This window comes from Bradyrhizobium sp. IC4059, from assembly GCF_020193615.1.
GTDB lineage: Bacteria > Pseudomonadota > Alphaproteobacteria > Rhizobiales > Xanthobacteraceae > Bradyrhizobium > Bradyrhizobium yuanmingense.
The window spans coordinates 1,247,683-1,263,286 of the sequence record NZ_JADYVH010000001.1 but is presented as its reverse complement, the minus strand read 5'-3'; the positions used below and the strand labels follow the sequence as shown (position 1 = coordinate 1,263,286).

Sequence of the window (15,604 nt, the reverse complement as noted above, 5' to 3'; positions counted from 1 at the left end):
AAGAGGCAACGGAAATGAATATCCTGGAACGGTCTACTTGAAACAGTCTACTTGGCCGGTGCCGTCGTGGTCTTGGACGACCCCTCCGGCGCGGGCTGCATTCCGGGCGGACTCTGGCCCTGGGGGCTTTCGGGCGGCGCACCACCCGAGCCGGTATTGATCGGACCCGTCCAACCTTGCGGCTGGAGCTGGCCCTTGTCCTCGGGAGGCGTTTGCCCCGTCGGCGAGTTGGTTTGCGCCGGCTGGGCCAGGGCGCCCTCGACAATGCAAAGTGCTGCGAAGCACAGGATCGTTCTCGGTAATTTCACGCCAAGCCTCCGATGCGCTCACCAGGCCTGCAGAAAACTTGCAAGACCCGCATCCGTTCCGGATCGTGCAGCGCAGCAGCGCCGAGCTCCGGTCCCTTGGCTCGATGGGCGATGCGTCTTTCCGCCGATCCCGTGTTCAAAAGCCCATAGCGGGCGGATGGCTGATGCGATCGACGAGCTTGCTCGCCGCAGGCCCTGTCGTATAGATGGCGTGGTCCAATCGAGGGAGGCTGAGGATGAAGGCTTTTTTGCTTGGCTGCGTCGCGGCCGTGGTGATCGCGGTTGGTGGCATGGTGATCCTCGATCGCGTGCAGGAGCCCGCCGCGCACGCGTTTGCCACCACCGGGGTGCGTCTCTGAGAAGGCTCACTCGCGCTTGAGCCCGATCGGCCCGAGGATCGGAGCGGAGGGAACGAGCTCGACCTTGCGAACCATAGCTTTCCTGCAGCCGAGGATCGTAGATCATTGCCTGCGCCATGCAGACGATGGCGCCGCGCAAGGTGCGCTCCATGCGCCATTTCCGCCTCCGGCTTCAGAATTTGGTAACCATACGAGCATGGTTGAACGCATTGGCGCAAATCGCGCGGCGGCAGTGTCTGACCTGTAACGGCCTTGGTATAAGCGCAGCTACGGTTCGAACGACGTTCGCGGATGATCCGGTTTCCTTGTGCGCATGAATAAGCCCAGCAACACGTTCGACATCGCCATCGAGCCGTCGTTCGACTTTCTGTCTCCGGAATATGCAGAGCTGTTCGATCGTTCGGCTGCCACTGCCTTCCAGCATCCGGTCTGGTTGCATAGCCTCTACACCAGGCTCGCGCCGGAAACGGATGCAACGGCTCTGGTCGTCGTGGTGCGCTACCGCGACACCGGCGCCCTTGCCATGGTGCTGCCGCTGCTCCGGATCCGGCGCGGTCCGATACGGACCGTCGAGTTCGCCGACTTGCGCGTTTCCGACTATCTGGCACCGGTCTGCAGCCCGGACGTGTTCTCGCAATTGCTCCATGATGCGGCTGCATGCGCGCAGATTCGGCGCCTTGTCCGCCCCTTCGATCTGCTGCGAATGGCCAAGCTGCCTGACGGACGGCTTCCGATCGAGGACCTCCTCGCCACGTCCCGCCGTGTCTCGATGAACACCAATGCTTATGCCACGGTTCTGGTCGCGCCGTACGAGCAATGGCGGGCCAGTGCGATGGATCGCTCCTACCAGAAGGAGCTCGCCAAGAAATATCGCCAGCTGCAGAAGAAGGGCGCGCTGAGCTTCTCATGCTGCAGCGACAGCGCCGCCGTGCTCGAGACGATGGAGGTGATGAGGAAGTTTCGCGGCCCGCGCTTTCACGCACAAGGCGACGGAGACCTGCTGCAGCGGCCCGAATATTACGGCTTCTATTCCGACGTCGCCCTTCGGGGCCTCGGCTCCTTCGTTCGCCTCTATGCCATGAAGATGGACGGCGAAGTGATCGCCGCCGTGCTCGGATTGTGCCACCGCGACAGCTTCCTCGTCATCATGAGCGCCTTCGACATCGCCGGCTACAAGAGCCAGTCCATCGGCGCGCTGATGTTCGAACAAGTGGCGCGGGATTGTATCGAGCGCGGAGATCAGATGCTCGACTTCACCATCGGCGACGAGCCATACAAGAAATCGTTCGGCGCACAGGCTTCACCGATGTGGGAGATCACGCAGGTCGGCAGCGCCGTAGGCGCAATCGCCCTCTTCGCGCTGAAGCAGGCGCCCTGGCTCAAGCTGGCGGCCAAGCGGCTCTCCGATTTGAAGGTTCAGCCCGCCCACACCGCGAGGCCCACGCGCTGACCGGCGGGGGGTCGCAGAGATCAGGCGCGCAATACGCCGCGGACGCGGCCAAGCCAGCCCGGATGCATCTGATCGACGCGGTGTGCAAGACTGCGCCGCAGGAAGTGCAACCGTCGCCGCACGTCCCAGCCGATATCGTTGCGCGAGGTCAGCGCCTGGCGGAAGCGTGCCATCTTCAGCGATTGCTGATCCGCCGCGATCTTGTCGCGATCGGCATAGAATTGCGAGATCTTCTCCAGGCCCATGCCTGCAGTCATGAGCCATCGCGGCACATATTCGGTGCAGAGACGGTCGACGTCCACGAGCAGGCGGGCGACGCCCGTTCCGGCCGCAGGACAATTGGTCTGGAACGCATCGCCGATGAGCACGATTCCGGGCCGGAGATGCCCCTCGACGACGGTCAGATCCATCACCCAGTTCTGGACGCGATCGGTCACACGGAAATCGCCGAGGTAGCTCCGCAATCCCGGCAGCAGGCGCAAAACTGTCGCCTCCGGTTCGCGGCGCAACTCGCGCATAACAGGATCGGTCGGATCGCGGAACATGAAGAGATTGGCACGCATTCCGGCGTGGACGGGAAACAGGCTGAGATAGTCGATGCCATCGGCGGTGCGTTCGCCGTAACAGGTCAACGCCTCGAAATCGAACGGGGTCCCATCCTTGCGCGCGATCGTGAAACCGAACGACACCGAATGGCGCTCGGCAAGCACGCGCCGCCTGATGCCGAGCTTGTAGCCCAGGGCTCCCGCCATGCCGGTGGCCAGAACGACGAGGCGCGCCGTCACGCGCCGCCCGGAGGCGAGCTCGAGATGCTGGACATCGCCGCTGCTGCCAATCGCTGTGACCTCGTCGACGATCAGGTTGGAAGGATCCGGAAGCTGGCGACGCGCCATTGCGACGAGATCGGCATAGGCAAATCCGTAAGCCCTGCCGACGCTGACATCGACCACCTTGCCCTCACGGATGTTGAGCACTTGATCATATCGGCACGCGACATCTTCGAGCGCATCGAGAAAGCCGAGCTTACCGAACAGCTCCAGCTGATGGCCGCCGATCTTCTCGACCCGAAACTCATCCGGATGGACTGCCCGCTTGTCGATCAGAGCGACGCGACGCCCTGCCCGCGCCAGCACGGCCGCCGCAAGCGATCCCGCAAGACCGCCACCGACGATGGCGACGTCCGAGTCGATGGTTGCGGTCTCGTCCCCGTCGACCGGCTCGGTCACGGTTCTCGTCATGGCTCCGGCTCCCACGGTTAACAGCGTCTGCAGTGCAATTCTCTCGCCTGATGTCGCATCGCAGGGCCGGGTGCGAACATTTCCTGAGATTGAGGTTAATGACCGCAGGTGCCCAGTTCGCCGACTCGCCGCGGCACGCGTCTTGCTGTCCCGAAACCATTCTGCACGCGAGCCCCGGATCTCGCCTTCTCAGTCGTCGATGCGGCGTTATGCCGTCCGTCGCGCGAGTTGAAACTCGCAGATGTTGGACAATGGAGACAGCGATGTTCCAGAACGAAGCAACCCGTATCACCGCGATCGCCGAAATCCTCCAACTCGTCCATTAACACTCGCGATTGCTCGACATGCTAGGTTCTCGCCGGTATCGGAACATGTCTCGTCAGGGGAGCGCGGCTCCCTTAACCCTTCCATGATCGCATCCATTCTCCAGTTCATGCGGCGCGACGTCACGCGCGGCGTTGCCGGGACCATCCTGCTCAAGGTCGGCAGCGGCGTGCTCGCGTTCGCGTTGTTCTCGCTGGCTGCGCGGACGATGTCACCTGACGGCTTCGGCATCTTTGCGACCTGGCTGTCGGTCGCGCAGATCGCAGCCGTCGTGGGACTGGTCGGCCAGGAATCCCTGCTGGTGCGATTCCTGAACGAATATCAGGTCGGCGAAAGGCCGGACCTTACCAAAGGCGTGCTGCAATCGAGCTTGAAGATCGCCTCGGTCGCAATGCTGATCGTGATCGGCGGGATCGCGATCGTCGCGAGCATGAGAGGCGACTGGTGGCTGCTGATCCTTGCGGTGTCGGCCTACACGGCCGTCAATGCCGGATTGATGCTCGGCAGCCAGATCGCGCGCTCGCTGGTCAGCATTATCATGGGCGAAGGAAACCGCGAGTTCCTTTGGCGGGCCCTCGTCGTCGTGTTCCTGCTCGTCATGCTGCTCGCCCATCGCCAACTCGATCCGGCCGAGCTGTTCGCGGCGATGACGGTCGCCATGTCGGTTGGCCTTGTTGCGCAGATCGTATCCGTCGCGCGCGTGCTGCCGGATCTGCGCAGTACGCCGGCGCGCTCGGAGACGTCACGCTGGCGATCAAGTGCCCTGCACTTCTGGCTCGCATCGATCCTCGAAGTCGCCAACCAATATCTCGACGTCATTCTGGTCTACTGGATGCTGGATCCGACGACCGCGGGAATCTACTTTGCCGCCTCGCGCCTCGCCAACATTTTCGCCATGGTGTCCGCGGCGCTTTACACGTTCGGTGCGCGCCGGCTCCCGTCGCTCTATTTCAGCAAGAACCACGGGGAGTTCGAGCGGACCTCGCGCTTGATGGCGGAAGTGACTGCGCTCTGCGTCGTCGCCGGTCTCGCCACGATCTGGATCGGCGGCCCCTATCTCCTCAACCTGTTCGGACCTCATTTCGCCGAACAGCATTCGGTCCTGATCGTGCTCGCAATCGGAACCGCCATCCAGGCGGCGGGCGGCCCCGCTGCTGCGATCCTGCAACTGACCGGTCATGAACGAATCTATGTGCCGGTGGTCGCCGCCAACGTCGGGCTGCGGCTCGTCGGATTTCTCGTCCTGGTCCCCTTCCTCGGCGTGCTTGGCGCGGCGATTTCGACGACCGTGTCGCTCGCGCTCGCGACCATCGCCCTGAACGTCCTCTGCCGCCGGCGCAGCGGGGTGGATCCTTCCGTTCTCGTGCTCTTGCGCTTCCCTGCATCGAGGCGCGGCAACTATGCCGTTCGCAGCGCGGACTCGCGTGACTAGATGTCATCACGTGCCGCTGGGCTCAACGCACAGGACCGTTTGGTTAACGCGCCAGCCGGGAACCAGCTGAAATGCAGCGCCAACGACACCGTCGCCATGGCGCCGCATTAACTCCGTTTGTTGCTAGCCGGTGTCCGCGGGATGCCCGCATGATAGGTACGGAGTTAAGAAGGTGAAGATTTCGTTGCTTTAGCGGGTCGGGATCCGTGCTCCACTATCAGCCGAACAAGGACCTGGACGAGACGAGCGCGACGGCACCTGCGCGGAACGGCGGTGGGCGAAAACTCCACGTGCTTCTTGCGCAAACCCAGGCCGAGAACGCCGGTGCACAGGAGATCTCCCGGCTGCTCGGCGCCGGGCTGACCGCGCGCGGTTACCGGGTCACCAACCTGTTCTTCTTCCGCAAATCGGACTCCTTTGACGAGCCGCCCGAGACGCTCTATTGCGCGCCGAGCCGACCGGGCAATCCGCTGGCGCTGCTGCGGATGCTGTGGACGCTCGGCCGCCACATCAGGGCCACCAGGCCCGACGCCGTCCTGACCTTCCAGCATTTCGGCAACGTCATCGGCGCCGGCGTCACGCGCCTCGTCAGCCGTGCACCCGTCGTCGCCAATCAGGTTTCATCCGCGCTGGCGATGAGCTGGCCGGTCCGCACCGCCGACATCGCCATGGGCAGCCTCGGCTTCTTCGACTGCATCACGCTCAATTCGCAGGACATGGAGCGCGAATATTCGCGCTACCCCGCGGCCTACCGGTCGCGCATGGTGCATGTGCCGCACGGCTTCGACGACAAGGCCCTTACCCTGTCGAAGGAGGCGGCACGAGGTCAATTCAACCTGCCACCGGACCGCGTCCTGCTCGGTTGCGCGGCACGGCTGCATCCGCATAAGCGGCTCGATCTGGCGATCGGTCTGCTGCCGGATCAACCGTCCTGGCATCTTGCGCTGGCCGGCCAGGGAGCCGACGAGGCCCGGCTGAGGCAGCTCGCGAACGACTTGAACGTCGCGGACCGTCTGCATTTGCTGGGAGAGATTCCTCCTGGCCGGATGGCGGACTTCCTTGCTTGTCTCGACGTGTTCGTCTTTCCGACCCAGGCCGAGACCTTCGGTCTGGCCGCGGTCGAGGCCGCCAACGCCGGTGTTCCCTCCGTCGTGACCGATCTTCCCGTCCTGCGCGAGGTATTGTCCTACGAGGGCAGACCGACGGCGCTCTTCGTCGATGCCTCCGATCATGCGAAGCTCTCCGCGGCGGTCTCCAGGCTGGTAACCGACAAGCAATTACGTGACGAGCTGCGACAAAACGCCAAAGGCCTGCGGCTGCGCTATTCGGTAGATGCCATGGTCGAGGAATACGTCCGGATTCTCGACCGGGTCGTTTGACCTGATACGTCGGAACAGATTGGCTCGACATGATCATCGAGTTTCGCTGTGAACGTGACTATGCGCGGCGCTGGATGGACCGCAGGACGCTGTCGGTCGACGGCCGGGACATGTCGGTGCAAGTTGCATGGACGGCAACGGCGGAGCCGCGGCCGGCAGGTCTCGATGCGCTGTTCGAGCTCGAACGCATCGTGTTGCACAAGGGCAAGCACAGCGCCGCCGACAGGCTGACGATCAGCTCCGAACCAGCACGGGTCAGCATCGGCACCGGCGACGTAATCGTCGATTTCACGAATGCCCCGCGCGATCCGGCGAGCCCGGCCCGGCTGTATCTGCGGCCGCTGTTCAACGGCGTCGCAGGCGAAAATGCCGCGCTCGCCGCCATCCTCGCCGGCGACCTGCCCGTGATCGAGATCGTCAACGAGATCGACGGTTCGGTCCTCGACCGCGGCCATCCGTCCGGTGAGATTGCTGCGGGCCTCAGTGGTGCGCTCGAAACGATCATGGCGCGGACCCTGACCATGCTGGCGGCGATCCTGTCGGGAAGGCCGCGCATCGTGCCGCACCTGCCGCGCCCCGCTTCAACTGTCCCGCACCGCGGACCCGTTGGCTACGTGGCGCGCGGCCTTGCCGTATCGATCGCCAAGGAGATCTATCGCCTCTGCTGCTATGCCCCGCATTGGCATATCGGATGGCGCTTCAACGACGGCCCGGGCGTCTGGCAGACCGGAGACCTGTCAGGTCCAAGCTGGAACGTTCTGGGAGATCCTGGAAACCACTTCTACGCCGATCCGTTTCCCGTCACGTGGCAGGGACGGACCTTCGCCTTCTTCGAGGATCTCGATCACCGTGTCGGAAAAGGTATCATTTCCGCGATCGCGTTCAACGACGCGGGGCCGATCGGCGAGGTGATGCCGGTGCTGGAGGAGCCCTGTCACCTCTCCTATCCGTTCCTGATCGAGGACGATGGCGAGCTGTGGATGATCCCGGAGAGCTCGACCCGCGGGGACGTCGCCCTCTACAAATGCACTCGGTTTCCGGACAAATGGGAGCGATACGCAACGCTCCTTTCCGGCCTCGAGCTGGCCGACGTCACGATCACGCGCCACAACGGCCTGTATTATCTGTTTGGCGCCTGGCGCGACGGAACGGGTGGCTATTCGGATTCGCTGGCGATCTATTACGCCGATCGGCTCTTGGGGCCTTGGCTTCCCCACGCCAGCAATCCCGTCTTGATCGACCGCGCCAGCACGCGGCCGGCAGGAAACTTCGTCACGCTCGATGACAGACTGTGGCGACCGGTCCAGGATTGCACCGACGGATACGGCGCAGCGCTTGCCCTGGCGGAAGTGGTCGAGCTGTCGCCGACGGTATTCAAGCAGGTCGTCCGCCACACTCTGAAACCCGGACCGGCATGGCCGGGCAGGAAGCTGCACACCTTGAATCGCTGCGGGCGGCTCGAGCTGATCGACGGATCGCGCGTCCAGCCCAAGACCAATCTCTTTACGAGCGCAATTCCATCGGCCGTGTCACCTGCGCGAACCAATCCCTCCACCGCCGGCTAGCAGCCGCGCGTCTTCGCGCCCGAGTACGCGGCTAAGAACGTGTGCGATCGTTCCGGCCTGCGATGCGTTGCCGCGCCAAGCCACGATCTGGTCGGGACGTATCAGGGCGAGATCCGCCTCATAGAGATCGCGCAACGATCTGGGTAGCGTGACGAGCTTTACGTCGGCCCCGATCGCGCGAATGGTGTCAGCGAATGACGCATGGGCCGACATGACGTCCCCAAACTGAAGCAAGGTCCATTCGAATCCGAACTGGTCGTATAGCGACATGCCGTCCTCCAGCCACGCATGCGGTGGGCGGCCACCGGGAGAGGCGGTGGGAACGTAGACGTTGGCAGCATCCGGCGGCGGCTCGCTACCATCGGGGACGATGATTGGGGAGCCGTCGTAGCGTCCGCCGAAGGTGACGCCGGGGATGTTGAACTCGGCACGGGCGTGCTGATTGAGATAGGCACCCGCGATTCGCCGCGCCTTGTGGCCGGCCTCCGTGGCATCCTCGATCTCCGGCGCCGGCGCGAAGAGGCCAAGCGAATCGGCGAAGCGGCGCGCATGATCGGTGTTGCGGAGCGCCACCGGACGCCGCTCGACCTCGTAACTATTGAGCAGTGCCGCCGGGCTCACGCCCTTGACGACGCTTGCGAGCTTCCAGCCGAGATTGACCGCATCCTCGATGGCGGTGTTGTAGCCGAGCCCGCCGGTCGGCGTGAACAGATGCGCCGCGTCGCCGCCGAGGAAGACCCTGCCCCGCTGCATCCCGCTTGCCACCAATGCGTGACCGGCGGTCCAGGTCAGGAAGGACAGAACTTCGCAATCGATCGGCGCACCGCAGGCGCGCTGGAACGCGGCTTTGGCCTGGTTGATCGTGATCGCAGTTTCGTCCTCGCCCGGTCGCAACTGGGTGTGGAATGCAAACTCATCACGACCGTTCACCGAGGCCATGAAGGCGCGGCGGTCGCCGTTGAAGCAATTGTACATCCACGCTTTCGCGTGGGGAACGCGCGCGTAGAAATCGGGCGAGCGGAGATAGACCGCCAGCATGCGGCCGCCCATGAAGTCGCGCTGCGTCCCGCTCTCGCCGCCATAGACGATCCCGAGCGATTGCCGGACCATCGAGCGCGGCCCGTCGGCCCCGACCAGGAAGTCGGCGCGGACCCGAAAGCGGCTGCCATCGTCGAGACATTCGATATTGCCGGCGATACCGTCATCACTTTCCGTGTAGCCGATCAGCCGGTGACTGTAGTTGAGCTGGATTCCGGGCAGCCGTTCGGCGTGGCGGCGCAGCACCGCCTCGACATATTTCTGCGAGACCCGATGCGGCAGCTCCGCCGCGCTCCAGGAGCCTGACATGCCCTTGATCAGCTCACCCGCCCGCGACGCTGACGGCAGCGCGAACCGCGCCAGCTCGTATCCGGTATAGCGCGTGAAATATGCGACATCGGTCGGGTAGTCCGCGGGCAGACCTTCGCGCCTGATCTCGTCGGCAAAGCCCAGCCGCCGATAATGCTCCATCGAGCGCGCCTGCGTCGCATTGGCTTGCGGGTTGAAGGCCGTGCCCGGCTTTTCGTCGACCAGGATCGCGGACACGCCGCGGCGGCCGAGCTCGTTGGCCAGCATCAGCCCGCAAGGGCCCCCGCCAACGATGAGCGCCGCGGCCGTCAGACGAATTTCCAAGATGCTTCTCCCTACCAACACCAACCTGCATGGTAAGGACACCTGACTATTTCGTCAAGCTGCCTGACTAATCCGGGTCATCGAGCGTGTCGAATTCCGTGCCATACACCGCGAGCCCCTTCAGGATTGCATCCATCGTGGCCTTGCCGAGCTCGACGCGCATCTCCCGCTCGGCGATGTCGACGGCATCACGGAACGCATCGAGCCATTTGCGTCCGGCCGGCGTGAACACGACGATGCGCGCGCGCCGGTCGGTCGGATCGGCGATGCGATCGACGAGGCCGAGCGCGGCGCATTGGTCGACCAGCTCGCCCATCGCCTGCTTGCTCATGGAGGCGCGGCGGGCGAGCTCGGTGAGCCGCGTCCCCTCCACGTCCAGATTGCGCGTGAGGCTGACATGGGCGATGCGCGTCTCGTCGTGGCCCCGCTCGGTCATCAATTCGAGCACACGGCCTTCGAAGCGCCGCACCGCGTTATTGAGCAGGCGGCCGATATTGGCATGCCGCCACGCGGTGCCTGACGTCGTGGATTTCACCGGATCTGCTTTCCGAATCGACCGAACGAGATCGTGGAAAGCTAGCACAGGCATTGCTGCGTGCTACTGGTGAGCACGCGAGGTATCGGCGGCGGGCGGCGCGATCGAACCGCCACCCGCCATCTCTCGTGCTTCGAACGCCCCGATGCCTTACTGCGAGCGATCCGAGGTCCAGCCCTTGTACGCGGCAACGTTGTCCCTGGTCACCAGCTTGGACGGCAGCAGCTCGACGGTCGAAGCCGGCTTCTGGCCGTTGAGAATGCCGACGCCGACCTGCACGGCCCGCCGTGCCATGAAGAACGGGTCCTGCGACGCCGATGCCTGGATCTGCGGCGACTGCGGATCTTTCAGCGCGGCCTCGATATCGGGCGCGCCGTCGACGGCGGTGATGATCATGCCGGTTCGGTTCTGCTGGCGTGCCGCAAGGTCGGTGCCGATCGCCTGCGGATCGTTGATGGCGAATATGGCGTCGATCTTGGGGAAGCGGGTCAGATAGCCCTGCGCGACGGTGAGGCCGCCCTCGCGCGAGCCCTTGCCGTCCTGGTCGCTCGACAACACCTTGATGCCGGGATTCTTCGCGAACACGTTCTTGCAGCCGACCACACGGTCGATCACGGCGGAGACCTGCGGCCCGTTCTCGATGATGACGTCACCCTTGCCGCCCAATTTGTCGACGATGTACTGGCAGGAGATCTCGCCGGCCTGCACGTTGTTCGTGGTCACGGTGGCATCGGCGCCTTCGGCCGCGGTGTCGACAGCGACGACGACGATGCCTGCGGCTTGCGCCTTCTTGATGGCCGGCCCGATCGCCTTGGGATCGCCGGGATTGAGCAGGATCAGGTCGACGCCAGCGGCGATGAAATTGTCGATCTGGGTGACCTGCTTGCCGAGGTCGTATTCGAAGCCGACCGTCGTGATCTTCACGTTGGGATTGGTCTTCTTGGCCTCGAACTCGGCGCCCTTCGACAGCGCGACGAAGAACGGATTGCCCATCGATCCCAGCGAGACGCCGATCGACTTGAGCTCCTTGGCGAAGGATGGTGCGGTGGTGAGGGCAAGCGCCATGGCGGCGCCGGCGAGCATGATCGTCTTCAACATGGACTTCCTCCCTGGTCTGTCTTCGTCCCCGGCGCGGCAGACCAGTTGCCGCAACGGAATCTCGTCTCAAGCCATGCGCACGCCGTTGCGCGCCAGACCTTTCACGTTCTCGCGGAGCCTTGCAGCCGGTAGCGGTCCAGCGCCACGGCACCGATGATCACCAGGCCCTTGATCACATATTGCCAGATGTCGGAGACACCGATCAGGATGAGCCCGTTCGAGAGCACGGCGATGATGAGCGCACCGACCAGCGTGCCCCAGATCGAGCCGATGCCGCCGACGAACGAGGTACCGCCGAGGATCACCGCGGTGATTGCATCGAGCTCATAGGACTGGCCGAGCTGGAGTCCGTTGGCTGCGTAGAGCCGCGCCGCCTGCATGGCGCCGCCGAGCCCGGCGAAAAGTCCGGAGATGCCGTAGACGAAGATCAGGACGGCCCAGACCTTGATGCCGGCAAGCCGCGCTGCGCTCTCGTTTCCGCCCACGGCATAGATATGCACGCCGAGCACGGTCCGGCGCAGCACCAGCCAGGAGACGAGAATGACGAGCAAGGCGATTACTGAGAGCCATGGGATCGACGCGACTCCGGGAATGAGCGTCAACGAGCCGTTGCCGATGAAGGCATAGGGAATGGAGGGATTGAACACGGTGGTGTCGGCCCCGAGCAGCCGCGCCAGGCCGCGCACCGCGGTGAGCGAGCCGAGCGTGACGATGAAGGGCGGCAGGCGCAGCAGCGCAATCAGCGCGCCGTTGACGATGCCGAAGACGAGGCCGGTGAGCAGTGCGGCCGGCAGCCACAGCATTCCGAGCTCCGGCATCTTGGAGAGCGTCAAACCCGCCATCGCGGAGGCCGCCAGGATCGAGCCGACCGACAGGTCGATGCCGCCGGTGAGGATGACGAAGGTCATGCCGGCGGCGAGCACGGTGTTCACAGCGGCCTGCTGCAATACGATGCCGAGATTTTGTCCTGTGAAGAAGCGGCCTTCGGACAGCACGTTGAAGCCGATGCAGAGGATCAGCAGCACCGGCAACATGCCGAGCGCGCTGATCAGCATCCTCATCCGCTGGCGTCTTGTTTCCGCGGCAGCGCCATTGGTCGTCGTCGATGCCGGCTTTGCCTCCGCAGCACCATTGTCAGGCATCGAGATGCTCCATCCCCGTGGCAAGCCCCATGATGTCTTCCTGCGCCAGCGGCGAATTCGGACCGCGGCTGACCTCGCCGGCAATGTGCCCGGCACGCATCACGATGACGCGGTCGCAGATGCCGATGATCTCGGGCAGATCGGACGAGATGACGAGGATCGCGGTGCCGGCCTTGGCGAGATTGTCGATGATCGAATAGATTTCCGACTTGGCGCCGACATCGACGCCGCGCGTCGGCTCGTCGAGAATCAGGACCTTCGGCGCGATGGCGAGCAGCCGCGACAGCAGCACCTTCTGCTGGTTGCCCCCTGACAGGCCGCCGGCGGGAACGCCGGCATTGGCGGCGCGGATGCTGAGGCCTGCAAACGCGCGGTCGGCGCGCTCGCGTGCCTTGTCGCGGTCGAGAAACCAACCGAGCTTCGCGTCGCGGCCGAGCACGGCGAGGTTGATGTTGTCCAGGCACGACATGTCGAGAAACAGGCCGAGCGCCTTCCTGTCTTCGGTCAGATAGGCAATGCCGGCCTCGAGCGCCTCGCCCGGCGTGCGGATCTCGACCGGACGCCCCTCCAGCTCGAGCCGGCCGGAGGTTTTTGGCGACGCGCCGATGATGAGATGCGCAAGCTCGGTGCGACCGGCGCCGATCAGGCCGGCGAGGCCGACCACCTCACCCGCATGCACGGTGAGAGAGCAGCCCTTGACGCGCCCGCCATCGGCCATGTCGATCGCCGCGAGAACGGGATGCCCCCGCCCCGCCTCCGGATCATGGTCCTTCTTGTAGAACGAGGAGACGTCGCGACCGACCATCAAGCGCACGATGGTGTCGGCGCGGATCTCGGGCTTGTCGAGCGAGCCGACCAGGCGGCCGTCGCGCAGCACGGTGACGCGATCGCCGAGCGCATAGACCTCGTCCATGCGATGCGAGATGTAGATGATGGCAAGGCCCTCGGCGCGAAGCTGGCGGATCAACGCGAACAGCCGCTCACTTTCGGCGGCCGACAACGAGGTGGTCGGCTCGTCCATGATGAGGATTTTCGATCTGACGTGCAGCGCACGGGCGATCTCGACCAGCTGCCGCTGCCCCATGGACAGATGCGCCACCAGCGTCGAGGGCAGGAAGTCCGCGCCCAGGCGCTTCAGGATCGGGCCGACGCCCTCGCGCATTGTGCCGCGCGCCAGCAAGCCTGACCGCGATATCTCCCGTCCCAGATAGATGTTCTCGGCAACGCTGAGATTGGGAGCGAGCGACAGCTCCTGGTAGATGATGGAGATGCCCGCCGCGCGGCCGCCGAGCGGGCCTTCGATCCGCACCGCCCTGCCCTCGATGCGGATCTCGCCGCCCGGGTCGGGCCGGTAGGCGCCGGACAGGATCTTCATCAGCGTCGACTTGCCGGCGCCGTTCTCACCCATCAGGGCGTGAATTTCGCCGGGATAGACGGTGAGATCGACGGCCCGCAGCGCCTTGATGCCGAAGAAGGTCTTCGAGACCCCGCGCATCTCGAGGATCGGATCGTTCATCGTGCCTCCCGGCGCACAATGCGTTTCCCACCCGCGTCTCGTTTCTCGGCAACGCGGTTTGGTCATTAAACAAAAGCGGGTGACGCAGGGCAATACCGAAGGCGAATATACCGAAGTATGCAAACCAGATTGGGCCAGCTAGTGGCGCGGCCGATACAGGTCGCGCCAGGCGGGAAGCCGTTCAGCGTAGGCATCGACCAGTGCAGCGTCGGGCTCGAATGTTTCGATGCGCTGCGGCTGCATGCATACGTCACCGATTGCCTCACCCGTGACAGCAAGCCGCCCCAATCTCGCCGCACCGAACGCGGCGCCGGTTTCACCTCCGGCAAAGCGATGGATCGGAATGCTCAGCACGTTCGCCAGCACCGAGAGCCAGAAGGTAGAGCGTGAACCGCCGCCAATCACGTCGGCCTCCGCAATCCCGATGCCGGCATCCGCGAGCGCATCGCGGCAATCGGCTAGCGCGAAGGCAACGCCTTCGAGCACCGCCTGCACGATCGCCGCGCGATCGGTGCCATGGCTCAGGCCATCCAGCATGCCGCGCACAACGGGATCGTCGTGCGGCGTCCGCTCACCGGCGAGATAAGGCAGGAAGCTCACGGGCGACGGCGCCTGCGGTCGTGCTCCAAGCGGCGCCAGCAGCTCGGCCTCGGCGGCGCCGAACAGGCGCGCGAGCCAGGCAAGGCAGGAAGCGGCCGAGAGGATCGCGCCGGCCTGAATCCACATCCCTGGAATGGCGTGGCAGAACGTGTGCACGACACGGTCGGGATTGGCGGCGATCCGGTCGGTGGGGACCATGAGCGCACCCGAGGTTCCCAGCGACACGAAAGCGGCTCCCGGCCGGATTGCGCCGATGCCGATGGCGCCCGCGGGATTGTCGCCGGCCCCACCCGCGATCACCGGCTGCCTGATCATCCCCCAGCGCCGCGCGAGTTCGCTGCGCAGCGTGGTTGCGGGCGCGCATCCCTCGACCAGGCGCGGCATGTGCTCGCGCGACAAGCCGCTCGCTGCCAGCGCTGCGTCCGACCAGTCGCGGCGCGCGACGTCGAGCCACAGGGATCCCGAGGCATCCGAGACATCCTCGACGGCCTCGCCCGATAGCACCAGTCGCAGATAGGCCTTTGGCAGAAGAACGAGTTTCGTCGCCGCGAAGATCTCGGGCTCGTGCGTGGCGATCCAGAGCAGTTTTGGCGCGGTGAAGCCCGGCATCGCCTTGTTGCCCGTCACTTCGCGCAAGGCGGGCCAGCGTTGCTCCAGGATATGGCACTCGCTGGCCGATCGTCCGTCGTTCCAGAGAATGCAAGGCCGCAGCGGCCTCAAGCTTGCATCAAGCAGCGTGGCGCCATGCATCTGGCCGGACAGCCCGATGCCTGCGACCGCTGCCAACGCATCGGCATGCGACGCCTTGAGAGCATCCAGCGTGGCGAAGGTCGCACCGATCCACTGCGCCGGATCCTGCTCGGAATAGCCCGGTTGCGGCGAGACGGTCGCGAGCGACCGGCTCTCGCTTGCGATCACGCGCTGGGCATCATCGACGAGAACCGTCTTGACCGCCGACGTGCCGAGATCGATGCCGAGATACATGGC

At 64.7% G+C, this 15,604-nt stretch carries 13 protein-coding genes; 5 read left to right on the top strand and 8 right to left on the bottom strand.

From position 1 onward, the window contains the following. Positions 1–47: 47 nt before the first annotated feature. Complete coding sequence (locus tag I6F12_RS05790) at positions 48–308, bottom strand: hypothetical protein (RefSeq protein ID WP_128262436.1); 261 nt, start codon at positions 306–308, stop codon at positions 48–50. Between the two features lie 236 nt (positions 309–544). Between I6F12_RS05790 and I6F12_RS37280 the strand changes: the two genes are divergently transcribed. Continuing rightward, a complete protein-coding gene (locus I6F12_RS37280; RefSeq protein ID WP_260346694.1) occupies positions 545–667 on the top strand; it encodes a hypothetical protein in 123 nt (40 codons plus the stop codon). Between the two features lie 313 nt (positions 668–980). Beyond that, positions 981–2,117: a GNAT family N-acetyltransferase gene (locus I6F12_RS05785; protein WP_225155705.1), complete on the top strand. Its 1,137-nt coding sequence runs from the start codon at positions 981–983 to the stop codon at positions 2,115–2,117. A gap of 20 nt (positions 2,118–2,137) precedes the next feature. Here the strand turns inward: I6F12_RS05785 and I6F12_RS05780 are convergent, their stop codons facing one another. Beyond that, the gene (locus I6F12_RS05780) at positions 2,138–3,355 is read right to left on the bottom strand and encodes an NAD(P)/FAD-dependent oxidoreductase (RefSeq protein ID WP_225155704.1); all 1,218 of its coding nucleotides are present in this window, start codon (positions 3,353–3,355) and stop codon (positions 2,138–2,140) included. 409 nt (positions 3,356–3,764) lie between these two features. Between I6F12_RS05780 and I6F12_RS05775 the strand changes: the two genes are divergently transcribed. The 3 genes from I6F12_RS05775 to I6F12_RS05765 all read left to right on the top strand — a co-directional run bounded on the left by I6F12_RS05775 (position 3,765) and on the right by I6F12_RS05765 (position 8,055). Next, a complete protein-coding gene (locus tag I6F12_RS05775; RefSeq protein ID WP_225155703.1) occupies positions 3,765–5,111 on the top strand; it encodes a polysaccharide biosynthesis C-terminal domain-containing protein in 1,347 nt (448 codons plus the stop codon). 206 nt (positions 5,112–5,317) lie between these two features. Beyond that, positions 5,318–6,490 (top strand): glycosyltransferase family 4 protein, encoded by a 1,173-nt coding sequence (locus I6F12_RS05770; protein WP_225155702.1) that lies wholly within the window; start codon positions 5,318–5,320, stop codon positions 6,488–6,490. Positions 6,491–6,519: 29 nt separating this feature from the next. Continuing rightward, a complete protein-coding gene (locus I6F12_RS05765; protein ID WP_225155701.1) occupies positions 6,520–8,055 on the top strand; it encodes a hypothetical protein in 1,536 nt (511 codons plus the stop codon). Here the strand turns inward: I6F12_RS05765 and I6F12_RS05760 are convergent. The 6 genes from I6F12_RS05760 to xylB all read right to left on the bottom strand — a co-directional run bounded on the left by I6F12_RS05760 (position 8,020) and on the right by xylB (position 15,601). Beyond that, positions 8,020–9,726, bottom strand: coding sequence for an FAD-dependent oxidoreductase (locus tag I6F12_RS05760; protein ID WP_225155700.1), 1,707 nt, complete (start codon positions 9,724–9,726; stop codon positions 8,020–8,022). The genes I6F12_RS05765 and I6F12_RS05760 overlap by 36 nt on opposite strands. A 67-nt stretch (positions 9,727–9,793) precedes the next feature. Next, a complete protein-coding gene (locus tag I6F12_RS05755) occupies positions 9,794–10,261 on the bottom strand; it encodes a MarR family transcriptional regulator (RefSeq protein ID WP_192893253.1) in 468 nt (155 codons plus the stop codon). 150 nt (positions 10,262–10,411) lie between these two features. Continuing rightward, a complete protein-coding gene (locus I6F12_RS05750; protein WP_036023609.1) occupies positions 10,412–11,359 on the bottom strand; it encodes an ABC transporter substrate-binding protein in 948 nt (315 codons plus the stop codon). A gap of 101 nt (positions 11,360–11,460) precedes the next feature. Beyond that, a complete protein-coding gene (locus tag I6F12_RS05745) occupies positions 11,461–12,501 on the bottom strand; it encodes a ribose ABC transporter permease (protein ID WP_225128960.1) in 1,041 nt (346 codons plus the stop codon). Next, positions 12,494–14,017 (bottom strand): sugar ABC transporter ATP-binding protein, encoded by a 1,524-nt coding sequence (locus I6F12_RS05740; protein ID WP_057029954.1) that lies wholly within the window; start codon positions 14,015–14,017, stop codon positions 12,494–12,496. Before I6F12_RS05740 ends, I6F12_RS05745 begins: the two co-directional genes overlap by 8 nt. 138 nt (positions 14,018–14,155) lie before the next feature. Continuing rightward, on the bottom strand, positions 14,156–15,601 hold the full coding sequence (gene xylB, locus I6F12_RS05735) for a xylulokinase (RefSeq protein ID WP_225128958.1): 1,446 nt from the start codon (positions 15,599–15,601) through the stop codon (positions 14,156–14,158). Positions 15,602–15,604: the final 3 nt, after the last annotated feature.

What these genes read in the sequence shown, in the direction of transcription:
- I6F12_RS37280 (WP_260346694.1), top strand. Translation starts at nt 545, where the DNA reads ATGAAGGCTTTTTTGCTTGGCTGCGTCGCGGCCGTGGTGATCGCGGTT.
- I6F12_RS05785 (WP_225155705.1), top strand. Translation starts at nt 981, where the DNA reads ATGAATAAGCCCAGCAACACGTTCGACATCGCCATCGAGCCGTCGTTC.
- I6F12_RS05780 (WP_225155704.1), bottom strand. Translation starts at nt 3,355, where the DNA reads ATGACGAGAACCGTGACCGAGCCGGTCGACGGGGACGAGACCGCAACC.
- I6F12_RS05775 (WP_225155703.1), top strand. Translation starts at nt 3,765, where the DNA reads ATGATCGCATCCATTCTCCAGTTCATGCGGCGCGACGTCACGCGCGGC.
- I6F12_RS05765 (WP_225155701.1), top strand. Translation starts at nt 6,520, where the DNA reads ATGATCATCGAGTTTCGCTGTGAACGTGACTATGCGCGGCGCTGGATG.
- I6F12_RS05750 (WP_036023609.1), bottom strand. Translation starts at nt 11,359, where the DNA reads ATGTTGAAGACGATCATGCTCGCCGGCGCCGCCATGGCGCTTGCCCTC.
- I6F12_RS05745 (WP_225128960.1), bottom strand. Translation starts at nt 12,501, where the DNA reads ATGCCTGACAATGGTGCTGCGGAGGCAAAGCCGGCATCGACGACGACC.
- I6F12_RS05740 (WP_057029954.1), bottom strand. Translation starts at nt 14,017, where the DNA reads ATGAACGATCCGATCCTCGAGATGCGCGGGGTCTCGAAGACCTTCTTC.
- xylB (WP_225128958.1), bottom strand. Translation starts at nt 15,601, where the DNA reads ATGTATCTCGGCATCGATCTCGGCACGTCGGCGGTCAAGACGGTTCTC.